The 24,804-nt window shown below is 72.2% G+C and carries 25 protein-coding genes; 10 read left to right on the top strand and 15 right to left on the bottom strand.

Annotated elements, in window-relative coordinates; all coding sequences use genetic code 11:
- Nucleotides 1-139: 139 nt before the first annotated feature.
- From ABZT17_RS30465 to ABZT17_RS30435, 7 genes are all read right to left on the bottom strand, one after another.
- Nucleotides 140-763, bottom strand: coding sequence for a flavin reductase family protein (locus ABZT17_RS30465; protein WP_356353429.1), 624 nt, complete (start codon nt 761-763; stop codon nt 140-142).
- Nucleotides 764-826: 63 nt separating this feature from the next.
- Nucleotides 827-1,612 carry an enoyl-CoA hydratase-related protein gene (locus ABZT17_RS30460; RefSeq protein ID WP_356353427.1) on the bottom strand — a complete coding sequence of 262 codons (786 nt, stop codon included), beginning with the start codon at nt 1,610-1,612 and terminating at the stop codon, nt 827-829.
- A 41-nt stretch (nt 1,613-1,653) separates the two neighbouring features.
- On the bottom strand, nt 1,654-3,879 hold the full coding sequence (locus ABZT17_RS30455) for an acetate--CoA ligase family protein (RefSeq protein WP_356353425.1): 2,226 nt from the start codon (nt 3,877-3,879) through the stop codon (nt 1,654-1,656).
- Between the two features lie 170 nt (nt 3,880-4,049).
- Entirely contained in the window at nt 4,050-5,564 is a 1,515-nt protein-coding gene (locus ABZT17_RS30450; RefSeq protein ID WP_356353423.1) for an FAD-dependent oxidoreductase, read from the bottom strand.
- Between the two features lie 147 nt (nt 5,565-5,711).
- Nucleotides 5,712-6,902 (bottom strand): NAD(P)/FAD-dependent oxidoreductase, encoded by a 1,191-nt coding sequence (locus ABZT17_RS30445; RefSeq protein WP_356353421.1) that lies wholly within the window; start codon nt 6,900-6,902, stop codon nt 5,712-5,714.
- 124 nt (nt 6,903-7,026) lie between these two features.
- Nucleotides 7,027-8,754, bottom strand: a complete 1,728-nt coding sequence (locus ABZT17_RS30440; protein ID WP_356353419.1) for a caspase family protein — start codon at nt 8,752-8,754, stop codon at nt 7,027-7,029.
- Nucleotides 8,747-9,145, bottom strand: a complete 399-nt coding sequence (locus ABZT17_RS30435) for a hypothetical protein (RefSeq protein WP_356353417.1) — start codon at nt 9,143-9,145, stop codon at nt 8,747-8,749. The genes ABZT17_RS30440 and ABZT17_RS30435 overlap by 8 nt, the downstream gene beginning before the upstream one ends.
- A 203-nt stretch (nt 9,146-9,348) precedes the next feature.
- Here ABZT17_RS30435 and ABZT17_RS30430 point away from each other — a divergent pair, with 203 nt between their 5' ends.
- From ABZT17_RS30430 to ABZT17_RS30420, 3 genes are read left to right on the top strand one after another with little or no spacing between them, the layout of a single operon-like run.
- Nucleotides 9,349-9,801 (top strand): DoxX family protein, encoded by a 453-nt coding sequence (locus ABZT17_RS30430; RefSeq protein WP_356353415.1) that lies wholly within the window; start codon nt 9,349-9,351, stop codon nt 9,799-9,801.
- Nucleotides 9,798-10,238, top strand: a complete 441-nt coding sequence (locus tag ABZT17_RS30425) for a Zn-ribbon domain-containing OB-fold protein (RefSeq protein WP_356353414.1) — start codon at nt 9,798-9,800, stop codon at nt 10,236-10,238. Before ABZT17_RS30430 ends, ABZT17_RS30425 begins: the two co-directional genes overlap by 4 nt.
- 8 nt (nt 10,239-10,246) lie before the next feature.
- On the top strand, nt 10,247-10,849 hold the full coding sequence (locus ABZT17_RS30420; RefSeq protein WP_356353412.1) for a GNAT family N-acetyltransferase: 603 nt from the start codon (nt 10,247-10,249) through the stop codon (nt 10,847-10,849).
- Nucleotides 10,850-10,873: 24 nt separating this feature from the next.
- Here ABZT17_RS30420 and ABZT17_RS30415 read toward each other — a convergent pair whose 3' ends face one another.
- Entirely contained in the window at nt 10,874-11,572 is a 699-nt protein-coding gene (locus ABZT17_RS30415; RefSeq protein ID WP_356353410.1) for a pyridoxal 5'-phosphate synthase, read from the bottom strand.
- A gap of 58 nt (nt 11,573-11,630) precedes the next feature.
- Here ABZT17_RS30415 and ABZT17_RS30410 point away from each other — a divergent pair, with 58 nt between their 5' ends.
- Complete coding sequence (locus tag ABZT17_RS30410) at nt 11,631-12,116, top strand: hypothetical protein (protein ID WP_356353408.1); 486 nt, start codon at nt 11,631-11,633, stop codon at nt 12,114-12,116.
- A 34-nt stretch (nt 12,117-12,150) separates the two neighbouring features.
- Here ABZT17_RS30410 and ABZT17_RS30405 read toward each other — a convergent pair whose 3' ends face one another.
- Complete coding sequence (locus ABZT17_RS30405) at nt 12,151-13,323, bottom strand: acetyl-CoA acetyltransferase (protein ID WP_356353407.1); 1,173 nt, start codon at nt 13,321-13,323, stop codon at nt 12,151-12,153.
- A 76-nt stretch (nt 13,324-13,399) separates the two neighbouring features.
- Here ABZT17_RS30405 and ABZT17_RS30400 point away from each other — a divergent pair, with 76 nt between their 5' ends.
- The gene (locus tag ABZT17_RS30400; protein ID WP_356353405.1) at nt 13,400-14,629 is read left to right on the top strand and encodes an acyl-CoA dehydrogenase family protein; all 1,230 of its coding nucleotides are present in this window, start codon (nt 13,400-13,402) and stop codon (nt 14,627-14,629) included.
- Nucleotides 14,626-15,096, top strand: a complete 471-nt coding sequence (locus ABZT17_RS30395) for a nitroreductase family deazaflavin-dependent oxidoreductase (RefSeq protein ID WP_356353404.1) — start codon at nt 14,626-14,628, stop codon at nt 15,094-15,096. The genes ABZT17_RS30400 and ABZT17_RS30395 overlap by 4 nt, the downstream gene beginning before the upstream one ends.
- 12 nt (nt 15,097-15,108) lie before the next feature.
- Here ABZT17_RS30395 and ABZT17_RS30390 read toward each other — a convergent pair whose 3' ends face one another.
- Both ABZT17_RS30390 and ABZT17_RS30385 read right to left on the bottom strand, forming a co-directional pair.
- Nucleotides 15,109-15,384, bottom strand: coding sequence for a hypothetical protein (locus ABZT17_RS30390; protein WP_356353402.1), 276 nt, complete (start codon nt 15,382-15,384; stop codon nt 15,109-15,111).
- Between the two features lie 152 nt (nt 15,385-15,536).
- Nucleotides 15,537-16,172 (bottom strand): TetR family transcriptional regulator, encoded by a 636-nt coding sequence (locus ABZT17_RS30385; RefSeq protein WP_356353471.1) that lies wholly within the window; start codon nt 16,170-16,172, stop codon nt 15,537-15,539.
- A 135-nt stretch (nt 16,173-16,307) separates the two neighbouring features.
- Between ABZT17_RS30385 and ABZT17_RS30380 the strand changes: the two genes are divergently transcribed.
- From ABZT17_RS30380 to ABZT17_RS30370, 3 genes are all read left to right on the top strand, one after another.
- Nucleotides 16,308-17,042: a VOC family protein gene (locus ABZT17_RS30380; RefSeq protein ID WP_356353400.1), complete on the top strand. Its 735-nt coding sequence runs from the start codon at nt 16,308-16,310 to the stop codon at nt 17,040-17,042.
- Nucleotides 17,043-17,225: 183 nt separating this feature from the next.
- On the top strand, nt 17,226-19,589 hold the full coding sequence (locus ABZT17_RS30375; RefSeq protein WP_356353398.1) for a serine/threonine-protein kinase: 2,364 nt from the start codon (nt 17,226-17,228) through the stop codon (nt 19,587-19,589).
- A gap of 135 nt (nt 19,590-19,724) precedes the next feature.
- Nucleotides 19,725-20,198: a hypothetical protein gene (locus tag ABZT17_RS30370; RefSeq protein WP_356353396.1), complete on the top strand. Its 474-nt coding sequence runs from the start codon at nt 19,725-19,727 to the stop codon at nt 20,196-20,198.
- Between the two features lies 1 nt (nt 20,199).
- Here the strand turns inward: ABZT17_RS30370 and ABZT17_RS30365 are convergent, their stop codons facing one another.
- Genes ABZT17_RS30365 through ABZT17_RS30355 form a run of 3 tightly spaced genes read right to left on the bottom strand, consistent with a single transcriptional unit; the run spans nt 20,200 to nt 22,536 of the window.
- Nucleotides 20,200-20,973, bottom strand: coding sequence for an enoyl-CoA hydratase/isomerase family protein (locus ABZT17_RS30365; RefSeq protein WP_356353395.1), 774 nt, complete (start codon nt 20,971-20,973; stop codon nt 20,200-20,202).
- Nucleotides 20,970-21,386: an OB-fold domain-containing protein gene (locus ABZT17_RS30360; RefSeq protein WP_356353394.1), complete on the bottom strand. Its 417-nt coding sequence runs from the start codon at nt 21,384-21,386 to the stop codon at nt 20,970-20,972. The genes ABZT17_RS30365 and ABZT17_RS30360 overlap by 4 nt, the downstream gene beginning before the upstream one ends.
- Nucleotide 21,387: 1 nt before the next feature.
- Nucleotides 21,388-22,536: a lipid-transfer protein gene (locus ABZT17_RS30355; RefSeq protein WP_356353393.1), complete on the bottom strand. Its 1,149-nt coding sequence runs from the start codon at nt 22,534-22,536 to the stop codon at nt 21,388-21,390.
- A 106-nt stretch (nt 22,537-22,642) separates the two neighbouring features.
- Between ABZT17_RS30355 and ABZT17_RS30350 the strand changes: the two genes are divergently transcribed.
- Nucleotides 22,643-24,223 carry a FadD3 family acyl-CoA ligase gene (locus ABZT17_RS30350; RefSeq protein ID WP_356353391.1) on the top strand — a complete coding sequence of 527 codons (1,581 nt, stop codon included), beginning with the start codon at nt 22,643-22,645 and terminating at the stop codon, nt 24,221-24,223.
- Between the two features lies 1 nt (nt 24,224).
- On the opposite strand, the gene ABZT17_RS30345 is transcribed toward ABZT17_RS30350, so the two are convergent.
- Nucleotides 24,225-24,722, bottom strand: coding sequence for a GNAT family N-acetyltransferase (locus ABZT17_RS30345; RefSeq protein WP_356353389.1), 498 nt, complete (start codon nt 24,720-24,722; stop codon nt 24,225-24,227).
- Nucleotides 24,723-24,804 lie beyond the last annotated feature (82 nt).

The following is a 24,804-nucleotide window of genomic DNA, read 5'->3' as shown; positions in this document are numbered from 1 at the left end:
CGTCGCTGAACCCGGCGGCGCTGAAGCAGGCCAGCCCCATGACGGTGCCCCATTTCGCCTCACCGAGCAGGCCGACGTGGTCGTAGATCGCTCGGGGAGTACCCGAGCGTATGACGTGGACCGGCCGCCTAACCCTCGCCTAACCCCCGTCTGACGCCGCGTGCAGCCGATCGAACCGCCCCCGGTGGAAGAGCAGGGGGCCCTCGGTGGCCTCGCTCGCGCCCAGTGCGTTCACCCGGCCGACCACGATCAGGTGGTCGCCGCCGGTGTGTACGGCGTGGATCGTGCAGTCGATCCACGCCGCCGCGCCCGTCAGGCGTGGTGAGCCGGACGCCGGTGCCGCGTCGTACGCGACGCCCGCGAACTTGTCCGCACCGCTCACCGCGAAGGCGCGGCACAGTTCGCCCTGTCCGGCTCCCAGGATGTTGACGCAGAAGACGCCCGCCTCGGCGATGCGGGGCCAGGTCGTCGAGGTGCGGCCGACCATGAAGGCGACCAGGGGTGGGTCCAGGGAGAGGGAGGAGAAGGACTGGCAGGCGAAGCCGGCGGGGGTGGGGGAGCCTTCGGTGGCAGGTGCGGTGATGACCGTGACGCCGGTCGCGAAGTTCCCCAGGACGCGGCGGAACTCGGCCTGGTCGACCGGCGCCCGTTCGTCCGCGCCGACGCACCGCAACTCCGGGCGCGGCAGCGGTTCTACGGGGGCCGGGATCCCGGCCGACCTCAGGTACCGGACGGCGGCTGCGGCCGCCCCTGCGTGTCCCATCACCCCTTCATTGAAGCTGACGCATCGTCAGATGGGAAGGGGTGGTGGTTGGTCAGTGGATGGTCAACGGCCCCTGTACTCGGGACTTCTGCGTTCGACGAAGCTCCGTACGCCTTCCCGGGCGTCCGCCGTCGTCATGTTGATCTCCTGGGCCGCCGCCTCCGCCGCGAAGGCGGTCGTGCGGTCGGCGTCCAGGGAGGCGTTGACCAGCTGCTTGGTGAGGGCGAGGGCGCGGGTGGGACCGGTGGCCAGGCGGCCCGCCCACTCGCGGGCCGTCTTGTCCAACTCGGCGTCCGGGACGACCCGGTTGACCAGGCCCAGACGTTCCGCCTCGGAGGCGGACAGCGCGTCGCCGAAGAACATCAGCTCCTTCGCGCGGTGAGGGCCGATGAGGCGGGGGAGGAGGTAGGCGCCTCCGCCGTCCGGGACCAGTCCGCGTCGCACGAACACCTCGATGAACTTCGCCGATTCCGCGGCCAGTACGAGGTCGCAGGCCAGGGCCAGGTGTGCGCCGAGGCCGGCGGCCGTGCCGTTCACCGCCGCGATCACCGGCTTCTCGCAGTCCAGCACGGCGGCGATCAGCCGCTGTGCGCCCAGGCGCAGGACGCGGGCCACGTCCCCGGGGATCAGGTCCCCGCCGCCGGAGGTGCCGCGCAGGTCGGCGCCGGAACAGAATCCCCGGCCGGCGCCGGTGAGGACCACCGCCCGTATGCCCGGATCCGCCGAGGCGTCGGCCAGCAGCTCGACCAGACGGTCCCGTCCGCCCGGGGTCAGCGCGTTGAGGGCGTCCGGCCGGTTGAGGGTGACGTACGAGACCTGCCCCTCGGCCGTGTACAGCACCTCGCTCATCGGCCCCTCAGTCCTCGGCCCTTCAGCCCTCGGCCCCTCGCTCATCGGCACACCGCCAACGCGTCCAGTGCCACCGCGCCCTGTCCCCTGGGCAGCACCATCAGCGGGTTGATGTCCAGCTCCGCCAGCACGTCCCCGAGTTCCAGCGCCATCCGCTCCACCCGGAGCACGACTTCGACCAGGGCCTCGAGGTCGGCCGGTGGCCGCCCCCTGACCCCGTCGAGCAGGGCCCGTCCGCGTAGGTCGTCGAGCATGTCCCGGGCCGTCTCCTCGCCGAAGGGCGGCACGCGTACGGCGACGTCGTGCAGGACCTCGACCAGCACCCCGCCGAGCCCCACCGTCACCGTCGGACCGAAGAGGTCGTCGTGGGTGACGCCGACGACCATCTCGACGCCCCGCTCGACCATCTGGCAGACCAGCACACCGTCGAGCGAGACGCCCTCGTAGCGGGCGATGTCCGTCAACTCGCGGTAGGCGTCGCGGACTTGGCTGGCGGAGGTCAACTCCATCTTCACCAGGCCCAGTTCGGTCTTGTGGGCGATCTGCGCGCCGGAGGCCTTCATCACCACCGGGTAGCCGACCAGCCCGGCCGCCCGTACGGCGGCTGCCGCGCTGGTGACCAGCTGCTCGCGCGGGACCCGGATGCCGTATGCCCGCAGCAGTTGCTTGGCCGCGTGCTCGCTCAGCTGCTGGCCCGGGCGCATCAGGGCCTGCGCCTTGCGGAAGGAGGGCGAGGTGGTGCGCGGGGCCTCGTCGAAGGGGGAGCGGTAGTGGGCGACGAAGCGGTGGTGGTCGAGGTAGGCGCGGACGGCGGTGATGCAGTTGGCGACCGTGCGGAAGGTCGCGATGCGGGAGGAGCCCAACAGGACGTCGCGGTAGGCGGGTTCGGTGCCGACCGGGGAGCCCCAGACCACGCAGACCAGCTTGTCCGTCCGCTCGGCCGCGTCCACCAGGTCCTGGACGAGTTTGTCGCTGAGGGGCGGGAAGGGGCCGGTGATGGGGCAGATGAGCACGCCCACCGACGGGTCGTCGAGGATGGCGTCGATGATCTTCCGGCCGCGGTGGTCGCCGACCGGATGGCCGCCGTTGTCGACCGGGTTGGCGACGTTCAGGTACTCCGGGATCCACTGGTGCAGCTCGGCCTGCTTGGCCCCCGAGAGGGTCGGAAGCCGCAGGCCCGCCTCGGTCGCGAGGTCGGCGAAGTGCGCGCCCGTGCCGCCGGAGATCGAGTAGACGACGACGCCGTCGGCGAGGGGTGGCCTGGCGCGGGCCAGCAGGGTCGCGGTGTCCTGGAGTTCGTCGAGCCCGTCGACCCGGATCACCCCGAACTGCCGCAGTGCCGCGTCCACCACCGTGTCCGCTCCGGTCAGCTTGCCGGTGTGGGAGGCGGCGGTGCGGGCGCCGGTCTCGGTGCGGCCGACCTTCACGGCGACGACCGGCACCTTGCGGCGGGCGGCGCGGTCGGCGGCCAGCAGGAAGGAGCGGCCGTCCTTCAGGCCCTCCACATAGCAGGCGATGGCGCCGACCTCGGGCCGCTCGGCGAAGTAGGAGAGGAAGTCGGCGGTCTCCAGGTCGGCCTCGTTGCCGGTGGGCGCCCAGTGGGAGAGGCGGATCCCGAGCTCCTGGAGGGCGAAGACGGGGCGGCCCTGGTGGCCGGACTGGGTGATGAGCGCGATCGCGGGCCCTTCGAGGTCGTCCCGGAACCGCTCGAAGGCGTTCAGGTTGGTGTTCGGGCCGAGCAGACGGATGCCGGAGCGGGCCACCGCTGCGGCGAGACGCTCCTGCGCGGCGGCGCCCTCCTCGCCGGTCTCCGCGAACCCGGAGGCGAAGACGACCGCGAACTTCACCTTGGCCTCGGCGAGTCGCTCGATCACCGGGAGAGGGTCGGCGAGCAGCAGGACGGCGAGGTCGATCTGCTCGGGCAGGTCGGCGACGGAGGGGAAGCAGCGTATGCCGAAGACGGACGGGCGGGTGGGGTGCACGGGGTGCAGCCGTGCCCCGACCCGTTCGGCCCAGGCGACCAGTTGCCGGGTGATACCGGTGTTCGGCCGCCCCTCGGTGTCCGAGGCGCCGATCACGGCGACGGACTCGGGCCGGAAGAACCGGTCCAGATCGGGGACGTCGGCATACAACGGCCGGCCGCTGACATCGAGATCGTCGACCTCGGCCGGCCGGCCGTGAACGGCGGGCCCGGGTTGTTCACCGCAGGCGATGACCCGGGCCCGGCGGGAGTCGGTGGTGAGGGTGCCGTGGGTTGATCCAAGCATCGGTCCGCCCGCTCCTGTGTGACAGCACAATTAACTGACGTTGTGTCAGATTAAGCGAACTGACACAGTGTCAGGAACCGCCGTGCACACAAACTTGGTGAACCGGCAACAGGAGCGACCGGAACGGAGGCCTCCGGAACAGCGGCCACCGGCACCCCGGGGCGACCGGATCAGAGGTCGGCCAGCACCTCCTTCGCCACCCGCTCCCCCGACCGCACCGCCCCGTCCATGTAGCCGGTCCAGTACGTGGAGGTCTCGGTGCCGGCCCAGTGGATGCCGCCGACCGGCTTGCGCAGGGCGGCGCCGTACTCGGTGAGGACGCCGGGTGGGGCGTAGGCGACCGGGCCGCCGCGGGAGAAGCCCTCGTTGTCCCAGCGCTGGAGGACGAAGGAGGAGGGCGAATTGGCCTTGGCGCCGAAGTAGTTGACGTAGTCCTTGAGGACGGCCGCCTTGACGTCGTCGACGCTCGCCGCGTCGTAGGCCCGTATCTCGTCGGCCTCGATGAAGCCCATCAGGGCGCCGTAGGAGGCGTCCGGCGGGGAGTTGTCGAAGGTGGAGCGGACCACGCCGGAGTCGCTGACGGCCTGGCCGTTGAGCCCGTCGGCGCGCCAGAAGGGGGTGTCGTAGACGGCGATCGCCTTGCCGATCGAGCCCATCGGCAGACGCTGGGCCAGCTGGTCCTGCTCGGCGGGGAGCAGGGGGTCGAAGGCGATACGGGTGGCGAGCGGGCGGGGTACGGCGACCACCACGCGCTTGGCCGTGACCGTGACGCCGTCCGCCGTGACGACGTACTTCCCGCCGGAGAGGGCGATGGAGCGCACCGGCGCGCTCAGCACCACACGGTCGCCGAGGGTGGCCGCCAGCTTGATCGGCACCTGCTGGGAGCCGCCGACGAAGCGGGACTCCTGGGCGCCGTTCGCGGTGTCGGTGAGGCGTTCCAGGGTGCCGACGTTGGACTCGTTGCCGGCCGCGGCGATGTAGAAGAGGACGTAGAGCAGGGAGAGTTCGCGGGGCTGCGCCGAGAAGATCGACGTACAGGCCAGGTCGAGGAGGAACTTGGCGGACGGGATCACCGCGTTGGCGTTCAGCCAGCTCTCGAAGGTCTGCTTGTCCCACTCGGCGGCCTTGGCCGCCGTCCAGGGCGCGTCGACCGGCACCGTCTTGGCCATGTCGTCCAACTCGGCCTGCACGATCGCCGCGTTGGCGAGCCCGGCCGCGTCGATCGGCGGGACCGCGCCGAGGAGGCCGTCGGTGGCGTACGGGGTGCGGGTGCCGTCCTTGTAGAGGAGGTTCTTGCCGGTGTTGTAGGTCGTGAAGGTGGCCACGCCGAGCGAGTCGGCGAGCGCCTTGATGCGGTCCTGGGTGGGGCCGATGAACTCGCCGCCGCCCTCGGTGAAACCGCCGTTGGCCAGGGAGAGGTTGACGACCCGGCCGCCGACCCGGTCGCGGGCCTCCAGGACGGCCACGGTCCTGCCGCCGGCCACCAGGTCGCGGGCCGCGGTCAGTCCGGCGATCCCGCCGCCGACGATCGCCACGTCCACGTCCCGGGTGGAGGCCGCCGAGGCGGTGCCCGCCGCGGTGCCGGTGAGGGTGACCGCGCCCGCCGCCGCGGCCGCGCCGCCGAGGAGCGAGCGCCGGGAGAGACCGTTGACCGGGCGGGGGTGGTGCTGTCTTTCGCGTGCCACGTGCGTCCTCCGTGTGGAGAGAATGTGGAGCCAGAAAGTGAGCAGTGTTCAGATTCTGGCCCCGCGTGGGGGCACACTTCAACGCTCCCGCCACATCTGGCACATGAGCAACGGGAGTCGTAGGGAAGGGAGTTGTGACTTTCTACGTCATCCGGGCAGCCGGGACAGCGCGTTCCCGCCCTGCTTCACCACGGCCTTCGCGATCTTCTCGGCGTCCATCGCCACCTCGCGCAGAGTGCCGCTGATGGGAGTGGTGAAGCCGGTGAAGTGCAGCCCGGGGGTGTCCTTCGGGGTGCGGGAGCCGTGGGCGACCGGTCCGCCCCGCGCGTCGAGCACGTCGAGGCCGCCGACCAGGCCCTCCAGCGCGCGGACGTATCCGGTCGCGGCCACGACCGCCTCCGGGGAGATCCGGGTGCCGTCGGCGAGCACCACCTTGCCGGCCTCGAACCCCTCGACGGCGGCCACGACCTCGATCCGGCCCTTGCGCACGGCGTCGATGAGACCGACGTCCTGGACCGGGATCGCGCCCTGCTTGGCGCGGGTGTACAGGCCGGTGTCCGGGCGGGGCAGGCCCTGTGCGGACAGGTCGGGCACGCTCAGCCTCGCCATCGGCCGGGCCAGCCGGTCCACCACCGCGGCCGGCAGCCGTCGTACGAGCACGCCCGTGTACTGGGCGGCCCAGCCGGCCGTCGAGCGGCGGACGATGTGCGGGGCGGTGCGGACGGCGAGCCGCACCCGGGAGGCGCCGCCCTCCACCAGGTCCACGGCGATCTCGGCGCCGGTGTTGCCGACGCCGACGACCAGGACGTCCCGGCCGGCGTAGGGGGCCGGGGCGCGGTAGTCGCAGGCGTGGGTGAAGTCGCCGGTGTAGCCGTCCAGGCCGGGCCAGTCGGGGACGTACGGGGTGTGGTTGTAGCCGGTGGCGACGACCACGGCGGCGCCGGTGAGTTCCCGTCCGCCGGTGGCGTGCAGCAGCCAGGCGGTGCCGTCGGGGGTGCGCTCGACGCGGTCGACCTCCACGCCGGTGACGATCTCCAGCTCGTGCACCTCGGCGTACTTCTCCAGGTACCGCACCACGTCGTCGCGGGCCACCCAGCGGCCGAAGCGGCGGGGCATCGGCAGGCCGGGGAGGGCGGAGAGACGGCGGGTGGTGTGCAGGTGGAGGCGGTCGTAGTGGCGCCGCCAGGACGCGCCCACCGCGTCGGACTTCTCCAGTACGACGGCCCGTATGCCCCGGGCCCGCAGCGCGTACGCGACGGAGAGCCCGGCGGGGCCGCCGCCCACGACGTAGACGGGGAGGCCCGGCGAGGGGGTCGGGGGCGGTGCGGAGTCGGCCATGTTCGCGAGCGTAATGACATGCCGGTTTGTTGGGTCTCGGTCAAGAGGGGAATTGGTTCCGGATTGATCACGGGTGTAGGAGGAGTGGGTGGGGCTTGTGGCGTAGGCCACCTGGTTGTGGGGGTCAGGTGGGGTCGGGTGCGCCGAGCGCCTCGGCGAGTTCGCGGGGTGAGCAGGCCTCGGCCCGGCCGTCCGGCCACAGCACTCCGTGCGGGGTCTGTACGGCGATCCACTGGCCCGGTGCGGGAAGGCCGATCACCTTCACCGCCAGGGGCTCCGCGGAGCCGAACGGCGGAGCCCCGCCGGCGATGGCCTGTCTGTAGCGCTCCGCGGATAGTTTGAGGCGGAAGTCCTCCGACCAGACGATGACCTCGGCCGAGGACGGAATCCGCGCGGCTCCGTGGTTGCCGACGACCAGACGTCCGGGGTCGATCCGGCCTCGCATCAGCATCGGAGTGGCGGGGAGCGGCGGGAGCCGCACGAACCGGCGCAGTCTGGAGGAGTTCCAGGCGACGGACGTGATGGCCGGCAGGAACCACAGACACGAACCGGCGACCGTGAGCAGACCGACGACTGCCGCCGCCCCGGCCAGGTTGTGCGTGCCCGAGCGGAAGAACGACAGATAGACCGTCCCGGTGATGGCGCCGAGCGCCAGACACACCAGGCCCGCGCGGATGTCGCCGGGCCCCTGCGCGTAGACCGGATCCCGGGCGGCGAGAACGGTGTGGGTCGCGTCCGGCTGGGTGGGCCGCGGGGAGGACGGCCAGCGCCCTTCGGCCCAGGACGCATTGAGATCCGCCAGCTGCCCTGCCGGCCACGAGAACGTTCCCGCGTCGTCCGGCAGGGTGAACAGGACGCCGCCGTCGGCAGTCGCGGCCCCGGTCAGCCGCCGCCTCCGTCGGCGGAGCAGCCCGGGTGTGAACCACCAGCCTTCCAGCGGGGTGCCGGGCGCCGCCCCGGTCAGATCCGGTCCGTACACGCTGAAGGTGCCCTCGGGCTTGTCGAGCAGGACGTGCAGCACGCCCGAGAAATGGGTCTCGACACGCGGTCGTACGGTCTCACCGTGGGCGTCGGTGAAGGACGGCCGTGTGTCCGGCTCCCCGGTCTCCCGCACGGCGTCCGGCCCCGGCCGCTTCGGCCTCCGCGCCAGCGCCACCTGCCCCACCCGCCCGTCCGCCTTCATCTCCGGGCGCTGGCCCGAGCCCCGGAGGCGGGCGTCGACGTAGCGGTAGGCGTCCTCCACCGTGAAGTCCCCGTCCCCGCCCGTCACCCCGTGCCGCAGGCCGGTGACCAGCTCGGCGGTGAAGGGGCTGGGGCGGTCCGGGGACGGGGCGTCGGCCGCCGTCTCCAGGCGGCCGCAGCTGGTCATGACGAACCGGCCGCGGCCGGCGAACAGGGCCGCGGCGTCGGTTCCCTTGGCGGCGGTGGCCCAGCCGCTGAAGCAGCAGTCCAGGACGACGATGATCGCGGGCGCGGCGCAGTCGTTCATCGGCTCGGTGATGTCCGAGTGCCGTACCGCGCGGGTGCGCAGCCGTTCGACGGTGGTGTCGCGGGTGCACAGATGGAGCCGGTTCTGCGCGTCGAGCAGGCCGTGTCCGCTGTAGTAGACCAGCAACTGGTCGCGCCGCGTGGCCCGCTGGAAGAAGTCGTCCAGCTCCTCCTTGACCTCCTGGGACGTCCTCTCCGCCAGCACGGTCACGTCCCAGGGCAGGCCCACCTCGGGGTCGGTCAGCGCGTCGTGCAGGGCCCGCAGGTCGTTCGCCGGGCCCAGCAGCGGGCGTAGGCCCGGCTCGTCGGGGAAGTCGGCGTTGCCCATGAGGAGGGCGCGGTAGGAGACGCCCTGCTCAGTCACCCGGGTCGCCGTCTCCGCCCGCCGTGCCCAGGCCGTGCTCGATCGCGGACCGGAGCGTGGCGTTGTCGACGTTGGTGGCGTCCACGGTGAACGTGCGCCGGCTTCCGTCCGGGTCGTCCCAGGAGACGTGGATGGAGCGGTCCCTGCCCAGTCTGAGCCAGGTCGTGATGATCGCCACGATCCCGCTGACGGCGCCCGAGGCGACCACCACGGCCACCTCCTGCGGCCCGGCGCCCTTCGCGCCGGCGAGGCCGCCGCCCGCCGTCCGGACCGTCAACGGCCCTTCCCGGCTGAGGTCCTGGTGGAGCAGCCGTACCTGGGAAAGCCATCTGTCGTCGTCGGCGTCGAAGCGGTCGCTGGTCGCCGCGACGACCAACTGCAGTTCCCTCACCTGTGCGTCACCCCCAGCCAGAGCGTACTGGGGGTGACGCGACCGCCGGGTTACTTCTTGTGGCTCGGCTTGCGTCTGTGAATCCAGCGGGAGTGCGGACAAAATCGCCAACAATCTGTCGCCCCTTCGTGGCGACCCCACAGCTTCACGGCGGACGCACGGGCGGCTTCCGGGATACGTCCATCTGACGTACCGTCAGATTCATGGACTCGATCTGGCTCAGTGGCGCGGAATGGCTGGCCGTCCTGCGTATAGGCCTCGGCCTGTGGTGGCTGGAGAGCTGGCGGCACAAGGACCGCAAGGCCTGGTTCGAACGCGGCACCGGCATCCAGTGGGCGGCCGGCATCGCGGCGAAGCACCGCTGGCACGCCGTGCGCTCCGGCTTCGAGGTGATGGTGGCGCCCCGGCCGCGGACGATGGCGTACATCGTGGTCTACGCGGAGCTGGCGACCGGGCTCGGGCTGATCGCCGGGTTCCTGACGCCCGTCGCGCTGGTCGGCGGGCTGCTCCTCAACGTCCTCTACTTCACGCTCATGATCCACGAGGTCGCCGAGCAGGGGCAGAACTCGATGATGGCCCTGATGTCGGTGGTCGGGCTGTTCGGGATGTCGTGGCAGGTGTGGTCGGTGGACGCGGCGGTCGGGTGGTTCGGATGACCGCGCGCTTCGACGTGCCCGAGGCCGACGCCTTCACGCGTACCTACTGGGACGCCGCCGCCGAGGGCCGGCTGCTGATCCGCCGCTGCGGCGCCTGCGGACGGGCGCACCACTATCCGCGGGAGTTCTGCCCGTACTGCTGGAGCGAGTACGTGACCTGGGAGCCGGCGAGCGGACGGGCCGCGCTCTACACCTGGTCCGTGGTGCACCGCAACGACCTGCCGCCCTTCGGGCAGCGGACGCCGTACGTCGCCGCCGTGGTCGATCTGGCGGAGGGGCCGCGGATGATGACCGAGGTCGTGGGGTGCGAGCCGGGCGGGCTGCGGGCCGGGATGGAGCTGGAGGTGACGTTCCGGGACGGCACGCCGGTGTTCCGGCCGGGGGAGGCAGCCCTCCCCGCCGCAAAGGCGCCGCACGGCCCATCGGAACGGGCTTGAATGGAGCGATGGCCTCCCTCCACACGCGCCGCATGGTGTCCCCCTTCCCCGTACTGCACGGCCACGGCCTCCGGCTGCGGCTGTGGGACTCGGGCTCCGAGGCCGATCTGCGGACCTGGCTGCGCGGCCTCACCGACCCGGACTTCCGGCGCTGGAACACCCCGCTCCACCCGGTCACCGACCTGGAGTCGGCCCGTGAGTCGCTGCGCGCCAAGGTGGTGAGCGCCGTGGAGGGCTCCTCGGCCTCGTACTGCGTGACCGACGCCGAGACCGGCACGGCCCTCGGCCACATCGGCGTCAACCTCATCAACCCGGTGCTGAGCAACGCCCGCGTCGGCTACTGGGTGCTGCCCGAGGCCCGCGGGCGGGGCGTCGCCACCCACGCCCTGGCCGTGGCGTCCCGCTGGGCCCTGAACGAACTGGGGCTGCACCGGCTCGAACTCGACCACGCGGTCGGACACGAGGCGTCCTGCCGGATAGCCGAGCGATGCGGTTTCCGCTACGAGGGGACCCTGCGCGGCGCGATGTTCGAGGCGGGACGGTACGACACGTTCCGGGACATGCATCTGCACGGCCGCCTGACGACCGACCCGGAGCCCCGGCTCCCCTGAATCCGTGCCGCCTCTCGGGGCGCCTCACGGCCAGAGCAGCTCCCTCACCCATCCCCCGTCCTCCCGCCAGTAGTTGAGCCGTACGTGCCGTCGTCGCTCGTCACCCTGGAAGAACTCCGCCTCGTCCGGCCGCAGTCGGTACAGGGTCCAGCTCGGTACGGGCGCGTCCGGCTCGCGGCGCGCCCGCTCCCAGGCCTCCTGGGAGGCCCGCGCCAACTCCTCGGCCGAGCCCAGCACTTCGCTCTGGCGGCCGGTGAGCGCGGCGGCCAGGGCGCCGGTGGAGCGGGCGTGCAGATCGCCCTGCGACTCGGCGGCGGGGGCGGCCGTCACCGGGCCGCGCAGGCGGACCTGGCGGCCCAGCGCCGGCCAGTAGAAGCCGAGGGCGGCGTACGGACGGCTCGCCAGCTGCCGTCCCTTGCGGCTCCCGGAGTGGGTCGCGAAGGCCCACCCGTCCTCGTCCGCGCCGTGCAGCATCACGATCCGTACGTCCGGCAGGCCGGCGTCGTCCGAGGTGGCCAGGGACATCGTGTGCGGCTCGGCCTGTCCGGCCGCGACCGCCTCCGCGAACCAGGTGGTGAAGAGGGGGAGCGGGGCGTCGGGGGCCGACGCCGGATCGAAGGGCGGAAGCGTGGTGACCTCCGGGTCCCAGACCCGCAGTGATCGCAGCAGCCCGTGCAGGTCCCGGTCCTGGGCGTCTTCATGGTCCTGGTGCTCGTGGCTCATGCGCCGAGTATCACCCGGCGGCGGCGAACGAATCCCCCCGCTCCTCCGTCCCCTTCATATGAGCGTCCACATCAGCGTCCGTACGAGGGTCTCCCTGTTCGCCGCCTGTCTCCTCCCCGTCGTCATCGGCTGCTCCGGCTGCGGGAACCCCGAGATCGTGCACGCCGCGCCCCCCTTCAAACGCTGCGGAGTCACCTTCTGGAGCGGTGCCATGGGCATCGGCGCGGACACCCTGAGCCGGTCCACGCGGGGCATGCCGCCCGCCCCCGCCGACGGCTGGTCCCACCTCCCCGCCCGCCTCACCCGGTCCCCGACCCCGCTCCCGCCCCACATCGTCTCCCTCTCCGACGACTGCTCCCACGGCCGTACGGTCGTCGTGACCCCGGTGTCGTCCGTGCGGCTCCTGAAGGTGGCCGAGGACCGCTCCGGCCGGATCGTCGACTTCTCCCTCGTCCCGGTGAAGGAGGGCACCACGGCACGGATCCACGTCTACGCCTACGACGGGCGCCACCCCGTCGGACAGCTCCTCACGAGCGTGAGCTGACCCGGCGCCCCAGGTTCCGGCTTGGGAGCCCGGGTCAGTCCCGGCCCAGGACCACCGTGCCCGAGGAGCAGAACCAGCCGCCTGTCCCGGAGGCCACGCCCAGTCGCGGCAGCGCCCCGTCCCGCGCGTGCACCTGGCGCGCCCCCGCCTCGCCCCGCAGCTGCCGTACCGCCTCCACGAGCAGGAACAGCCCGCGCATCCCGGGGTGTTGGGCCGACAGCCCGCCCCCGTCCGTGTTGACCGGCAGCTCCCCGCCCTCGACCCTGAGCCGCCCCTTCTCCACGAACGCCCCGCCCTCGCCCTTCGCGCAGAAGCCCAGGTCCTCCAGGGTCACCAGGGTCATGTACGTGAAGGCGTCGTAGAGCTGCGCGAAGTCCATCTCCGCCGCCCCCACCCCCGCCCGCTCGAACGCCAGCCGGCCGCTGACCGCCGCCGGGGACACCGTGAAGTCCTCCCACTCCGACATCGCCGCGTGCGAGACGTGCTCCCCGGTGCCCAGCACCCACACGGGGGCGGTACGGCAGTCCCGTACGTACTCCTCGGCCGCCAGCAGTACCGCCGCCCCGCCGTCGGAGCGGATGCAGCAGTGCAGCTTGGTGAAGGGGTCGGCGATCATCGGGCCGGACAGGACGTCGTCGACGGTGACCGGGGCGCGGAACATCGCGTCCGGGTTCAGGGCGGCGTTCGCCCTCGCCTGTACCGCCACCTGAGCCAACTGCTCGACGGTGGTGCCGTGTTCGATCATGTGGCGGCGGGCGGCCATCGCGTACTTGGCGATGAGGGTGTGACCGTAGGGGACCTCGAACTGGAGCGGCCCGCGCGCCCCGAAGGACAGATCGCCCGTACGGCGGCCCGCCTTGATGTCGGCGCGGGCCGTGGAGCCGTAGACCAGCAGTACGGCGTCGGCGTGCCCGGCGGCGATCGCGTCCGTCGCGTGCGCCGCCATGACCTCCCAGGTCGAGCCGCCGACCGCCGTGGAGTCGACCCAGGTGGGGCGCAGGCCCAGGTACTCGGCCACCTCGACGGGCGGCAGGGTGCCCAGGCCCGCCGAGGCGAAGCCGTCGACATGGCGGCGTTCCAGGCCCGCGTCGGCGAGGGCACGGCGGGCCGCCTGGGCGTGCAGCGTGTACGGGGTCGCGTCGTCCACCCGCCCGCAGTCGGACAGGGCGACGCCGACCACGGCGACTTTGCGGTTCCCGCGCGTCATGAGAGGTCTCCTGCCCCTGGGCATCTCGTTCCGGCCCCCCTAATATGACGGGCCGTCAGATCCGGAGGGAAGAGCCATGGACGCGAGCTTCACCGCCGAACAGGACGAGATCCGGCGCACCCTGCGCGAACTGCTCCGCAAGCGCTGCGGGGCGAAGGAGCTGCGGGCCGCCGTCGACACCCCGGACGGCTGCGACCCGGCGCTGTGGACCCTTCTCGCCGACCAGTTGGGGCTGCCCGGACTCGCCCTTCCCGAGCGGTACGGGGGCGTGGACTGCTCGTTCACCGAACTCGCCCTGGCGGCCGAGGAGATGGGGCGGGCGCTGGCGCCGACGCCCCTGCTCGCCACCGCCGTCCTCGCCGGCCCCCTGATCCTGGCCCTCGGCACCGAGGCCCAGCGCGCCGCCCTGCTGCCCCGTCTCGCCGCCGGCTCCCTCACCGCCGCCCTCGCCGTCCCGGGCGCCGCGCTCGCCACCGCCCTCGCCCTGACCGGGGAGAACGGCGGGGAGTGGGCGGGCGGCGGCCGGGCGGGGGGAGTGCAGGCGAGACGGGTGGGGCAGGGGTGGCGGCTGTACGGCCAGGCCGAACAGGTGCTCGACGGACACAGCGCGGGGGTGCTGGTGGTGGCCGCGCACGCCGGGGGGTTCGCCCGGTCGCGGACGCTGCTGTTCCTCGTGGCGGGGGACGCCGAGGGGGTGGTGCGCGTACGGCAGACGGCGCTCGACGCGACCCGGCCGCAGGCGCGCGTCCAACTCCGTGACGTGGAAGCGGAGTTGCTCGGGGCGGATGGACAGGACGGGGAATCCGGGGCGGATGGGGCGGACGGGAACGGCGAGACGGATGTCCTCGGTGCCCTCGCCGCCGTCGGGGATCAGGCCGCCGCCTTCCTCGCGTGCGAGGCCGTCGGAGCCGCCGACCGGGCGTTGGAGCGGACCGTCGAGTATGTGAAGCAGCGGGAGCAGTTCGGGCGGGCGATCGGATCGTTCCAGGCGGTCAAGCACCGGCTGGCGGATGTGTATGTGCAGGTGCAGGCGGCGCGCTCGGCGGCGTACTACGCGGCCTGGGCGTGCGCGCACGAGGAGAGGGTGGGCGGGCTGGCTCTCGCGCAGGCGCTCGAAGCGCTGCGCTCCGCCGCCGCCGAGGGGATACAGCTCCACGGCGGTATCGGTTTCACCTGGGAGCACGAGGCCCATCTTTCCTTCAAGCGCGCCTCCGGCGACGAGCTGCTCTTCGGGCCGGTCCACCGGCTGCGGGCGCACGCGGCCGCGGCGGCGCGACTCTTCGAGGGCCGGGAGGTGTCGGTGTGATCGGCGAACGTGTGGTGCAGAGGGTCTCGTCCACGCGGGGCTTCGCGAAGGTGGCCCCGCATGTCATTCCGGCGCTGGATCGCGCCGTGCACCGGCTGACGCGGGGGAAGGTGCTGCTCAGCGCGCAGATGCTGCCCGGAGTGATCCTGACGTCCACGGGCGCGCGCAGCGGGCAGCCGCGCCGGACGCCGCTCGCGTGCATGCCCGAGGACGGCGGCCGGAGCTGGATCCTGATCGGCTCCAACTTCGGCCGCACGGGCCACCCCAACTGGACGCACAACCTCCTCGCCCACCCCGAGGCCGAGGTCAGCTGGAGGGGCGAGGACGTTCCCGTCCGCGCCTTCCTGCTGGAGGGCGAGGAACGGGCGGCGGTGTGGAGGACGGCACTCGCTTTCTGGCCGCCCTACGCCACATATCAGGCTCGGGTGGAGCGGGAAATACGGCTGTTCAGGATCGTACGGAGATGAACGGCCGCGGTGTCAGTCGGACTGGTTGGTGGTGCAGGCCACGTCGTACTGGGAGACCGCGTGGGTGTTGCCCGAGTTCAGGGAGGGGGTGCCCGGTGACCCCGCGTAACGGGTACCGGCGATACCGTCGGGGTTGAAGGCGGAGCCGGGGGCGCTGACGGAGTTCCCGGGCTGGTGGGGGGTGTCCTCGCAGGACTGGCCGGGCTGGCCCGCGAAGGCGACGCCCGCGCCCCCGGTGGCCAGGGCGACCGAGGCCACGGCGACGGCCGAGTGCTTCAGGAGGTTCATGATCGCCTCTCCTTTCGCGAGGTATTCCCCTATATGTACGGAACGCGGCCGTCGGCCGTTCAGCGCGGTACGGCGGTAACACAGCAGGCGGTGGCCCACCTGGGTGAGCCACCGCCTGCCAGACAGGACGGGGAGCCTGAAAGGTGCTGGTCCTACTTGGTCGGTTTCTTTCCGGTCACGCCCAGGTGCACCAACAGCGCCAGGTTGGGCTTGAGTTCGGCCTGTTTGACACCCCAGGTCTGGAAGCCCTTCTGGTGCGAGGCGACGGCCGCGAGCATCGCGACCAGTGAACCGGCGACGGCGGCCGGGTTCACGTCCTTGTCGACCTTGCCCTTGGACTGCAGTTCGGCGACCGAGTCCGCGAGGGAGTTGTTCACGGAGTTCAGGATCTTCATACGGATCTTGTAGAACCGTTTGTCGCCCTCGGCCGCACCGAGGTCGACGACCCTGAGGATCGCGTCGTTCTTGCGCCAGAACTCCAGGAATCCGTCCACGAGTTCCTGCGCGGTCTGCCAGCCCGCCTTGCCGACCCATGAGCGGCCTTCGAGCAGTTCGGTCAACTGCCCGCCCTCGGTGGCCATTTGCTCGGCGATCTCCAGGACGGCGCCCTCGACGTCCGGGAAGTACTGGTAGAAGGTCGCGGGTGAAGTCCCCGCCTTCCGGGCGACATCGATGACTTTGACGTCCCGGTAAGGGGAGGAGCTGAGCATCTCGCTGAGGCAGTCGAGCAGCTTCTGCCGGGTCGCCTGCCCACGCCGGCCGGCCACGCGGCCGTCGACGGTACGCACTTGTCCTGTCATGCCGTCAGCTTACCGAGGGGTGATCGGAGCGCGATTCGGCCGACTGCAAATGGGGTGCATGGGTGTATGGAGGCGGGTGTGCCTGGTCCTGCGGGGTGCGCAAGGCGCCGTTAGTTTGGCGGTATGGCCGAAAACAGGGCATCCGCATACGGAGAGGGCGTCCCCTGCTGGGTGGACGCGCAGCTTCCCGACGTAGAGGCGGGGAAGCGGTTCTACGGTGAGCTCTTCGGGTGGACCTTCCGGGAGCAGCCGTACGGCGGCTCCGTCTGGGCGCTGCACCACGGGGAGCCGGTCGCCGCGCTCGCGCGCAAGGCGGACGGGCGTATGCCCACCGTCTGGACGGTGTACTTCGCGACGCCGGACGTGGAGTCGCTCGCCGACCGGGTCTGGGCGGCGGGCGGGCAGGTCGTCACCGCGCCCCTGCCGGTGGGCGATCTGGGCACGACCGCCCTGGTCACCGACCCCGAGGGCGCCGTCTTCGGCCTCTGGGAGCCGGGCACCCACCCCGGCTTCGGCAAGCGGCACGAGTTCGGCACCTTCGTCTGGGCCGAGCTGTACGCCAGGGACACCGAGGCCGCCAACACCTTCTACGGCGAGCTCTTCCACGACGCCCTGTTCGGGCCGGACGCCGAGCCGGACTTCGGCCGGGCGGCGGTGTCGGAGGTGTTTCCGGCCGAAATGCCGCCCCACTTCGTCGTCCACTTCGCGGTCCAGGACTGTGAGGCCGTCCTGGGGACGGTGAGCAGGCTCGGTGGCCGGGTCCAGGCGCCACCATTCGAGACGTCGTACGGAAAGGTGGCGGTCGTCACCGACAATCAAGGAGCGTCGTTCGCCGTACTGGAGCGGGCGGAGCACTGATCCCGGGCCGGGAAACCTACCGTTTTGGGATGAGACACCCCGATTTGATCCTGAGTTCGCAACCAGTGCCGGGGCCAGGAAGAATCGGGGTGCGTGCCGCCATGGCGGTGCGGTGGTGAGACGCTGCACGGGGTCGCGTACATATGTATGTGGACGGGGCCCGTACGGGGAGGTGGCAGGCAAGTGGTCGATCAGCTGACGCAGCACGATCCGCGGCGCATCGGGCCGTTCGAGGTGCTGGGACGGCTGGGTGCCGGTGGCATGGGGCTGGTCTATCTCGCGCGCTCGGCGTCCGGCCGGCGCGTGGCGATCAAGACGGTCCGCACGGAGCTCGCCGAGGACCAGCTCTTCCGTGTGCGCTTCACGCGCGAGGTGGAGGCGGCCCGGGCGGTCTCCGGCTTCTACACGGCGGCCGTGGTCGACGCCGACCCGCGCGCGGCCGTGCCGTGGCTGGCCACCGCCTACGTTCCCGCGCCCTCGCTCGAGGAGATAGTGAACGAGTGCGGGCCCCTCCCGGCCCAGGCCGTGCGCTGGCTCGCGGCGGGCGTGGCCGAGGCCCTCCAGTCCATCCACGGCGCCGGCCTGGTCCACCGCGACCTCAAGCCGTCGAACGTGCTGGTGGTCGAGGACGGCCCCCGGGTGATCGACTTCGGTATCGCCTCGGGTGTCTCGAACACACGTCTGACCATGACGAACGTGGCCGTCGGCACCCCCGCCTACATGTCGCCGGAACAGGCGAAGGACTCGCGGTCCGTCACCGGCGCGAGCGATGTCTTCTCGCTCGGCTCCATGCTCGTCTTCGCCGCCACCGGACATCCGCCCTTCCACGGCGCCAACCCGGTCGAGACGGTCTTCATGCTGCTTCGCGAGGGCCCCGACCTCGAAGGGCTCCCGAACGAGCTGCGCCCGCTGATCGAGTCCTGCATGCAGATGGAGGCCACCGCCCGCCCCAACCCGGCCGACCTCCAGGCCCAGCTGGCACCCCATCTGTTCGGCTCCGGCACCGACGACAGCGGTACGGCGTCGGCCTGGCTGCCCGACAAGGCGGTCACCCTCATCGAGGACCGCGGACGCGGCGGCCGCCCCGCCAACCGGCCCGCGCAGGGCGGCCCCGGCCGCAGCACCGGCGGCCGCCCGGCCCAGCCGCAGCTGCCGCCCCCGCCCTCGCACGACCCGGTGATCCCGGCGCCCGTCCCCGTCGGCGCCCCCGACACCGGTCCGGTCCGGCTGGCCGGCGCCCAGGTGCCGATCGGCCCGGGCCCGCGCGTCGCCGACGTCCGCGCCGCCGCCGTCAAGGCACCCCCGCCGGAGGCCGCCCTGGCCGCCTCCTGGGCCAAGCCCCGCCCCGGTGTCAACGGCGCCGACCCCGCCGTGGGCGCCGTCGTGCCGTCCCCGCCCGCGCCCCCGGAGACGGCGGCGGGCTGGCGGCCCTGGCGCTTCCGGATGTCGAACGACGTCTGGGGTACCCCCTCCGTCGCCGGTGACCTGGTCTATGTGACCTCCTTCGAGGTGCACGCCCTGGACGTCGGGACCGGCCGCCGGCGCTTCAAGACCCGGGACGTCGCCTGGTCGATGGCGGTCGCGGACGGCCGTATCCACGCCTCCGACGGCCCCACCCTGTTCGCCCTGGAGGCCCGTGAGGGCGCCGACCTGTGGCGGCTGCAGACGGACGCCTGGGTGTACTCCCTGCACGCCGACCGGGGCACGGTCGTCACCGGCACCCGCGGCGGCGGTGTCCAGGCCTGGGAGGCCTCCAACGGCCAGAAGCTGTGGGAGCTGACCGGCGCGCAGACCGACTTCGAGTCCCCCGAGGCCGGCCCCGCCGTCCACGACGGCACGGTCTACGTCTGGCAGGACGCCCGGCTGCGCGCCCTGGACGCCCGTACGGCCGAGGAGCGCTGGTCGTACCCGATCGGCGACGCGGCCTCCTGCGGTGGCGTCCCGGTCCGGGTGACCCACGCGCCGGACGGCTATGTGTATGTGTCGGCGGGCACCAGGGTGCTGGCCCTGGACATCGCGAGCGGCCATGTGAAGTGGCACTTCGAGGCCCCGGCGGTCTTCCTCTCGCCGCCGGCCTTCGCGCCGGGCCCGGCGGTCACGGGCGGCGGCATCTACCTCGCCGACTACCTCGGCACGGTCTACGCCCTGGACGCCGCCGACGGCCGCGACCGCTGGCGCATCGCCACCGAGTCCCGGTCCTCGATCGACCCGGTGCTGGTGGCCGCGGGCCATGTCCACGTGGGCAGCGGCAAGGGGCTCTACACCCTGGACGCGGTCACGGGCACGCCCAAGTGGCGGTTTCAGTCGGGCGGCGACATCGTGGGCGCCCCGGCCGTCGCGGAGGGCCGTATCCACTTCGGCTCGACCGACCATCTGCTCTACACCCTGAAGGCCGACGACGGCCGGCTGCGCTGGAAGCTGGCGACCGGCGGCGAGATCACCGGGTCACCCGTGGTCAAGGACGGCGTCGTGTACGCGTGCAGCAAGGACCGCTGTGTGTACGCGCTGGACGCGGAGAAGGGGACGGGAACCGCCCGGACCGCCTGAGTGTGCCGGTGACGGCCGTCGTACCGATGTCACGGAGGGGTGTGGACGGCGGCCGTCCTCCCAGACGGTACGCCGGGTGCGGGGCGGTCGCCACGCGGTGGCATGCCCGTGACAGGGGTTCGCTAGTGTGACGGCATGCATTCACGGGGGCGCACTCTTCGTTTCGCGGCGGTCACCGGCTTCGTGGTCCTGTCCCTCACGGGCTTCGCCACGGGCCGCCATCACGGCATCGGCAAGCATCACAGCGGTGGCGGGTGCAGCAGTTCGTCGCAGGACCACGACACCTCGTCGCACACGACCACGACCACGACGACCGGAGGCGGCGGCTCGACCCCTTCCGCCTCGCCGGCGATGGCGGTCCTGCTGAGCTGTGCGACCGTGAAGCAGCCGTACACGACCGTCGAGGTCAGCAACCCGAACGGCACGGCGGGCACCTTCGAGGTCACCGTGAACTTCGACGACGAAGGCGGTCACCTGTTGTCCGTCGCGCACCCGAAGGTCGAGGTGCCCGCGAACGGCACCGAGACGGTCCGAGTCGACGCCGGTGCCGCCCTCCTCAAGCATCTCGACCACTGCGACGTCCGGGATCTGGCTCCGGCGGCCGGCTGAGTCACCGGGTGCGGAAGGACGTTCCGCGCCCCGCGAACAACTCGGCCTGCCGCTCGTCCGGCAGGTTCCCCAGCGACACCAGATGGGCCGCCTGGGCGAACCCGGCGGCGACGGCGCTCTCCTTCGCCGCCCACAGCGCGCGCACGGTCCCCTGGACGCCCTCGGCCGGAGCGCCGGCGATGACGGCGGCACACCGCTCGGCCGCCGCCGACGCCCCGCCGGGCTCGGTGAGTTCGGAGACCAGACCGATCTCGTGGGCGCGCCGGGCCGAGACGCGTTCCGCCGTGCCCATGAGCATCATGCGCGCGACCTCGCCGTACGGCATTCGCTGGGCGAGCAGCACGGACTCGTAGGCGCTGACCATCCCGTAGGTGGTGTGCGGGTCGAAGAAGGTGGCGGTGGTGTCGGCGACGAGGAAGTCGCACTCGCCGAGGAGATAGAAGGCGCCCCCGCAGGCCATGCCGTTCACGGCGGCGACCACCGGTTTCCACAGGTCGTTGGACTTGGGGCCGACACGCAGGAGCGGATCGTCCGCCATATAGGGGGAGTTGGGCTGGGGCACCGCCGCGTCCCGGTCCAGGCCGGTGCAGAAGGCGCGGTCTCCGGCGCCGGTCAGTACGACGGCCCGTACGGTGTCGTCGAACCGCAACTCCCGCCAGACCGACTGGAGTTCGTCCCGCATGGTGAGGTCGATGGCGTTGAGCCGCCCGGGCCGGTCGAGGGTGACGACGGCGACACCGGTGTCCTTGTCGGCCAGCACCCGTACGGTCGTCACGACCGCTCCAGGACCCACTGCGGCAGCCCGTCCCCGGTGAAGACGACCTGCACCCGCGCGCCGATCCGCAGCCGCCCCGGCGGTACGGAGTCCAGCCGGGCGCCGGCCCGCGAGACCAGGTTGCCGACGAGACGGATACGGGGCGCGTCGCTGAGCTCCACGACGATCACCGTGTACGGGGCCTGCTCGGCGTAGGCGGGCAGGAGCGGGGGGTGGGGGCGGACGTAGGACCATATCCGCCCGTGCCCCTCCATACGGCGCCACTCGTGGACGAAGGACTGGCAGTGCGGGCAGCAGGGGCGGGGCGGGAAGCGGAGCTCGCCGCAGTCGGCGCAGGCCTGGACGCGGAGTTCGCCCTGGCGAGCGTAGCCCCAGAAGGGGGCGCCGTCGGCGTCGGTGACGGGGGTCAGCATGTCAGCTCCTCAGGAGGAGAGCGGAGGTGGGCACTCCTTCGCCCGCGGTGACCAGGCAGGTGGCGGCGTCCGGGACCTGGGCGGTGCTGGTGCCGCGGAGCTGCCGTACGCCTTCGTTGATGAGGTTGAAGCCGTGCACATAGGCCTCGCTGAGCCCGCCGCCGCTGGTGTTCACGGGCAGCCGTCCGCCGATCTCCAGGGCCCCCTGCTCGGTGAACGCCCCGCCCTCCCCGCGCCCGCAGAAGCCGTAGCCCTCCAGGGAGAGCGGGATGAGGGCGGTGAACGCGTCGTAGATCTGGGCGACATCGACGTCCTCGGGCGTGAAGTCGGCGTGTTTCCACAGGTGCCGGGCGGCGGTCCAGGCGGGTCCGGTGAGGGGGTCGTCGTTCCAGTAGTTGACCATGCCGTGGTGCTGGGCGGGCAGGCCCTGGGCGGCGGAGTGGATGTGGACGGGCGTTCGCCGGCAGTCCCGTGCCCGCTCCGCGCCGACCACCACACAGGCCAGCGCCCCGTCCGTCTCCAGGCAGTTGTCGAAGAGGCAGAGGGGTTCACTGATCCACCGGGAGGTCATGTACATCTCGCGGGTGAGGGGGCGTTCGTACATGACGGCGGCGGGGTTCTGGTTGGCCCTGTTGCGGCAGGCGAGGGCGACGTTGAAGAGGTGGTCGCGGGTCGCGCCGTACTCGTGCATGTAGCGGCGGGTGAGCATGGCTATCTCGTCGGCCGGGCGCAGCAGGCCGAAGGGGCGGGTCCACTGGGCGGGGGTGGGGAGCTGGACCGTGGTGCTGGTCCACGGGCGGGGGCCGCTGCCGCGCTTCCGGGACCGCCAGGCGACGCCGACGGTGGCCTGGCCGGAGGCGATGGCGGCGGCGAGATGGGCGACGGTGGCGCAGGAACCGCCGCCGCCGTAGCCGACCTTGCTGAAGAAGGTGAGGTCCCCGAAGCCGACGGCCTTCGCCAGCTCCACCTCGTCCGTCTCCTCCATGGTGTACGAGGCGAGCGCGTCGACCTCGCTCGGGGCGATGCCGGCGTCGTCGAGGGCGGCGAGGACGGCACGGCAGGCGAGGGTTCTCTCGTCGTCGGGGAGGTTCTTGGCGAAGGGTGTCTGACCTATGCCGACGATCGCGGTGGCGTCCTTGATTCCGGCCATGGTGGGGGACCTCCGCTTGATGCCGGGGCAGTCATGGGCAGCTGACAGAGCGTCAGGCTACAGCTAATCTGACGGGTAGTCAGCTACTGGGTTCGGGGAGGCTGCGATGCGCGGAGACATGGAGTGGCAGACCATTCCGGGCCTGGTCCGGTCGGCGGTGGAGCGGTACGCGGACGCCGAGGCGGTCGTGGACGGGCGGGTCCGGGTCACGTACGCGGAGCTGGGCGTCCGGATCGAGCGCGCGGCGGCGGCCTGTATCGCGAGCGGGGTCGAGATCGGTGACCGGGTGGGCGTCTGGGCGCCCAACTCCCTTGACTGGATGGTCGCGGCGCTGGGCGCGGTGTCGGCGGGGGCGGTGCTGGTGCCCCTGAACACGCGGTTCAAGGGCGGCGAGGCGGCGGACGTGCTGCGGCGCGGCGGGGCGCGGCTGCTGTTCGTGACCGGGACCTTCCTGGGGACGTCGTATGTGGCGTCGCTGCGGCGGGCGTTCGCGGAGGGGGGTGGGGTGCCCGGCCTGGAGCGGGTGGTGGTGCTGTCGGACGACGCGCCGGCCGACTTCCTCACCTGGAAGGACTTCCTGGCGGGCGGGGAGGGAGTGGGCGCCGCCGAAGTAGCGGCGCGCGTCGGCCTGTTGAACGGCTCGATGCCCTCGGACATCGTGTTCACCTCCGGTACGACCGGGCGCTCCAAGGGGGCGGTCATCACCCATGCGCAGACGCTCAGGGCGTACGAGATCTGGTGCGATCTGGCGGGACTGCGGCAGGGCGACCGCTACCTCATCGTCAACCCCTTCTTCCACACCTTCGGTTACAAGGCCGGTGTGCTGGCGTGCCTCATGCGGGGCGCGACGATGATTCCCCAGTCGGTGTTCGGTGTCGACACGGTGCTGGCCAACATCGCCGCCGAACGGGTGTCCGTGCTGCCGGGCCCGCCGACCCTCCACCAGTCCCTGCTGGACCATCCGGCGCGGGACGCCCATGACCTGTCCGCCCTGCGGCTGGTGGTGACGGGCGCGGCGGTGGTGCCGCTGCGGCTGGTGGAGCGGCTGCGCGGCGAGCTGGGCGTGGAGACGGTCCTGACGGCGTACGGCCTCTCGGAGGCCAGCGGCATCGTCACGATGTGCCGCCGCGGCGACGACCCCACGGTGATCGCCTCGACGTCCGGCCGGGCGATACCGGGCACGGAGGTCCGCGTCGAGGCGGCGCCTGGCGAGCCCGGAGAGGTCCTGGTGCGGGGCTTCAACGTCATGCGGGGCTACTACGAGGACGCGGCGGCGACGGCGGAGGTGGTGACGGAGGACGGCTGGCTGCGGACCGGGGACGTGGGAGTGCTGGACGGCGGGGGGAACCTGCGGATCACCGACCGCATCAAGGACATGTTCATCGTCGGCGGCTTCAACGCGTACCCGGCGGAGATCGAGCAACTCCTCGGTCTGCACCCGGAGGTGGCGGACGTCGCGGTGATCGGGACACCGGATCCGCGGCTCGGGGAGGTCGGCAGGGCCTATGTGGTCCGGCGGCCCGGAGCGGTCCTGACGGCCGACGACCTGATCGCCTGGTCCCGCCGGGAGATGGCGAACTACAAGGTCCCCAGGGCGGTGGAGTTCGTGGCGGAGCTGCCGCGGAACGCGAGCGGGAAGGTGGTGAAGGGGGAGCTGAGGAAGCGAGCCGGCGGCCCGGATCGCTGACCTAGGAGGCGGGCGGCAGTGCCAGCCACTCCCGCCAGGTGAGGTCCCGGCCGATGCAACGGGGGCGGCGGAAGGGCCAGTCGGTGGTGATCCAGTGGGGGACGAGGGCGTCGAGGGCCTTTTCCGCCGCACTGTTCACGAGGTCGTCCACCACCCACCAGGAGATCTCCGCGTCGGCGCCCGCGCGTTCGGGCGGGTCGATGTAGACGCAGCCGAGGAGCGCGGTCTCCCCGGCGTCCAGGAGCGCGTAGTTGAACGACTCGTGCGCGGCGATCTCCTGCTCGTGGCGCAGCAGGTCGACGCGGTCCGCCTCGTACGTCATCGTCTCGCTCGGCCAGCCCCATGCCGGGCCGAAGATCTCCCACAGGCGCTCCCGGGAGCCCATCACGGCCGGATAGTCGATCGGGGTGTCCGCCTCGCGGATCGGCCGCAGATGGAGCGCGGTGCCGGGTACGGGCACATGGACGGGGTGGACGAAGTCCTCGGGCAGCCAACTCATGGGTCAGATCCTCATGGAGGCGAGGCGGCCCGTCCACGGGATTTCCCCGCACGCCGGCCGCGGCGGCTCCCCTCCGAGCCGC

It is taken from the genome of Streptomyces sp. NPDC005648, assembly GCF_040605395.1.
GTDB lineage: Bacteria > Actinomycetota > Actinomycetes > Streptomycetales > Streptomycetaceae > Streptomyces.
Note: the sequence above shows the minus strand (reverse complement) of the source record. Positions and strands in the feature narration are given on the sequence as shown.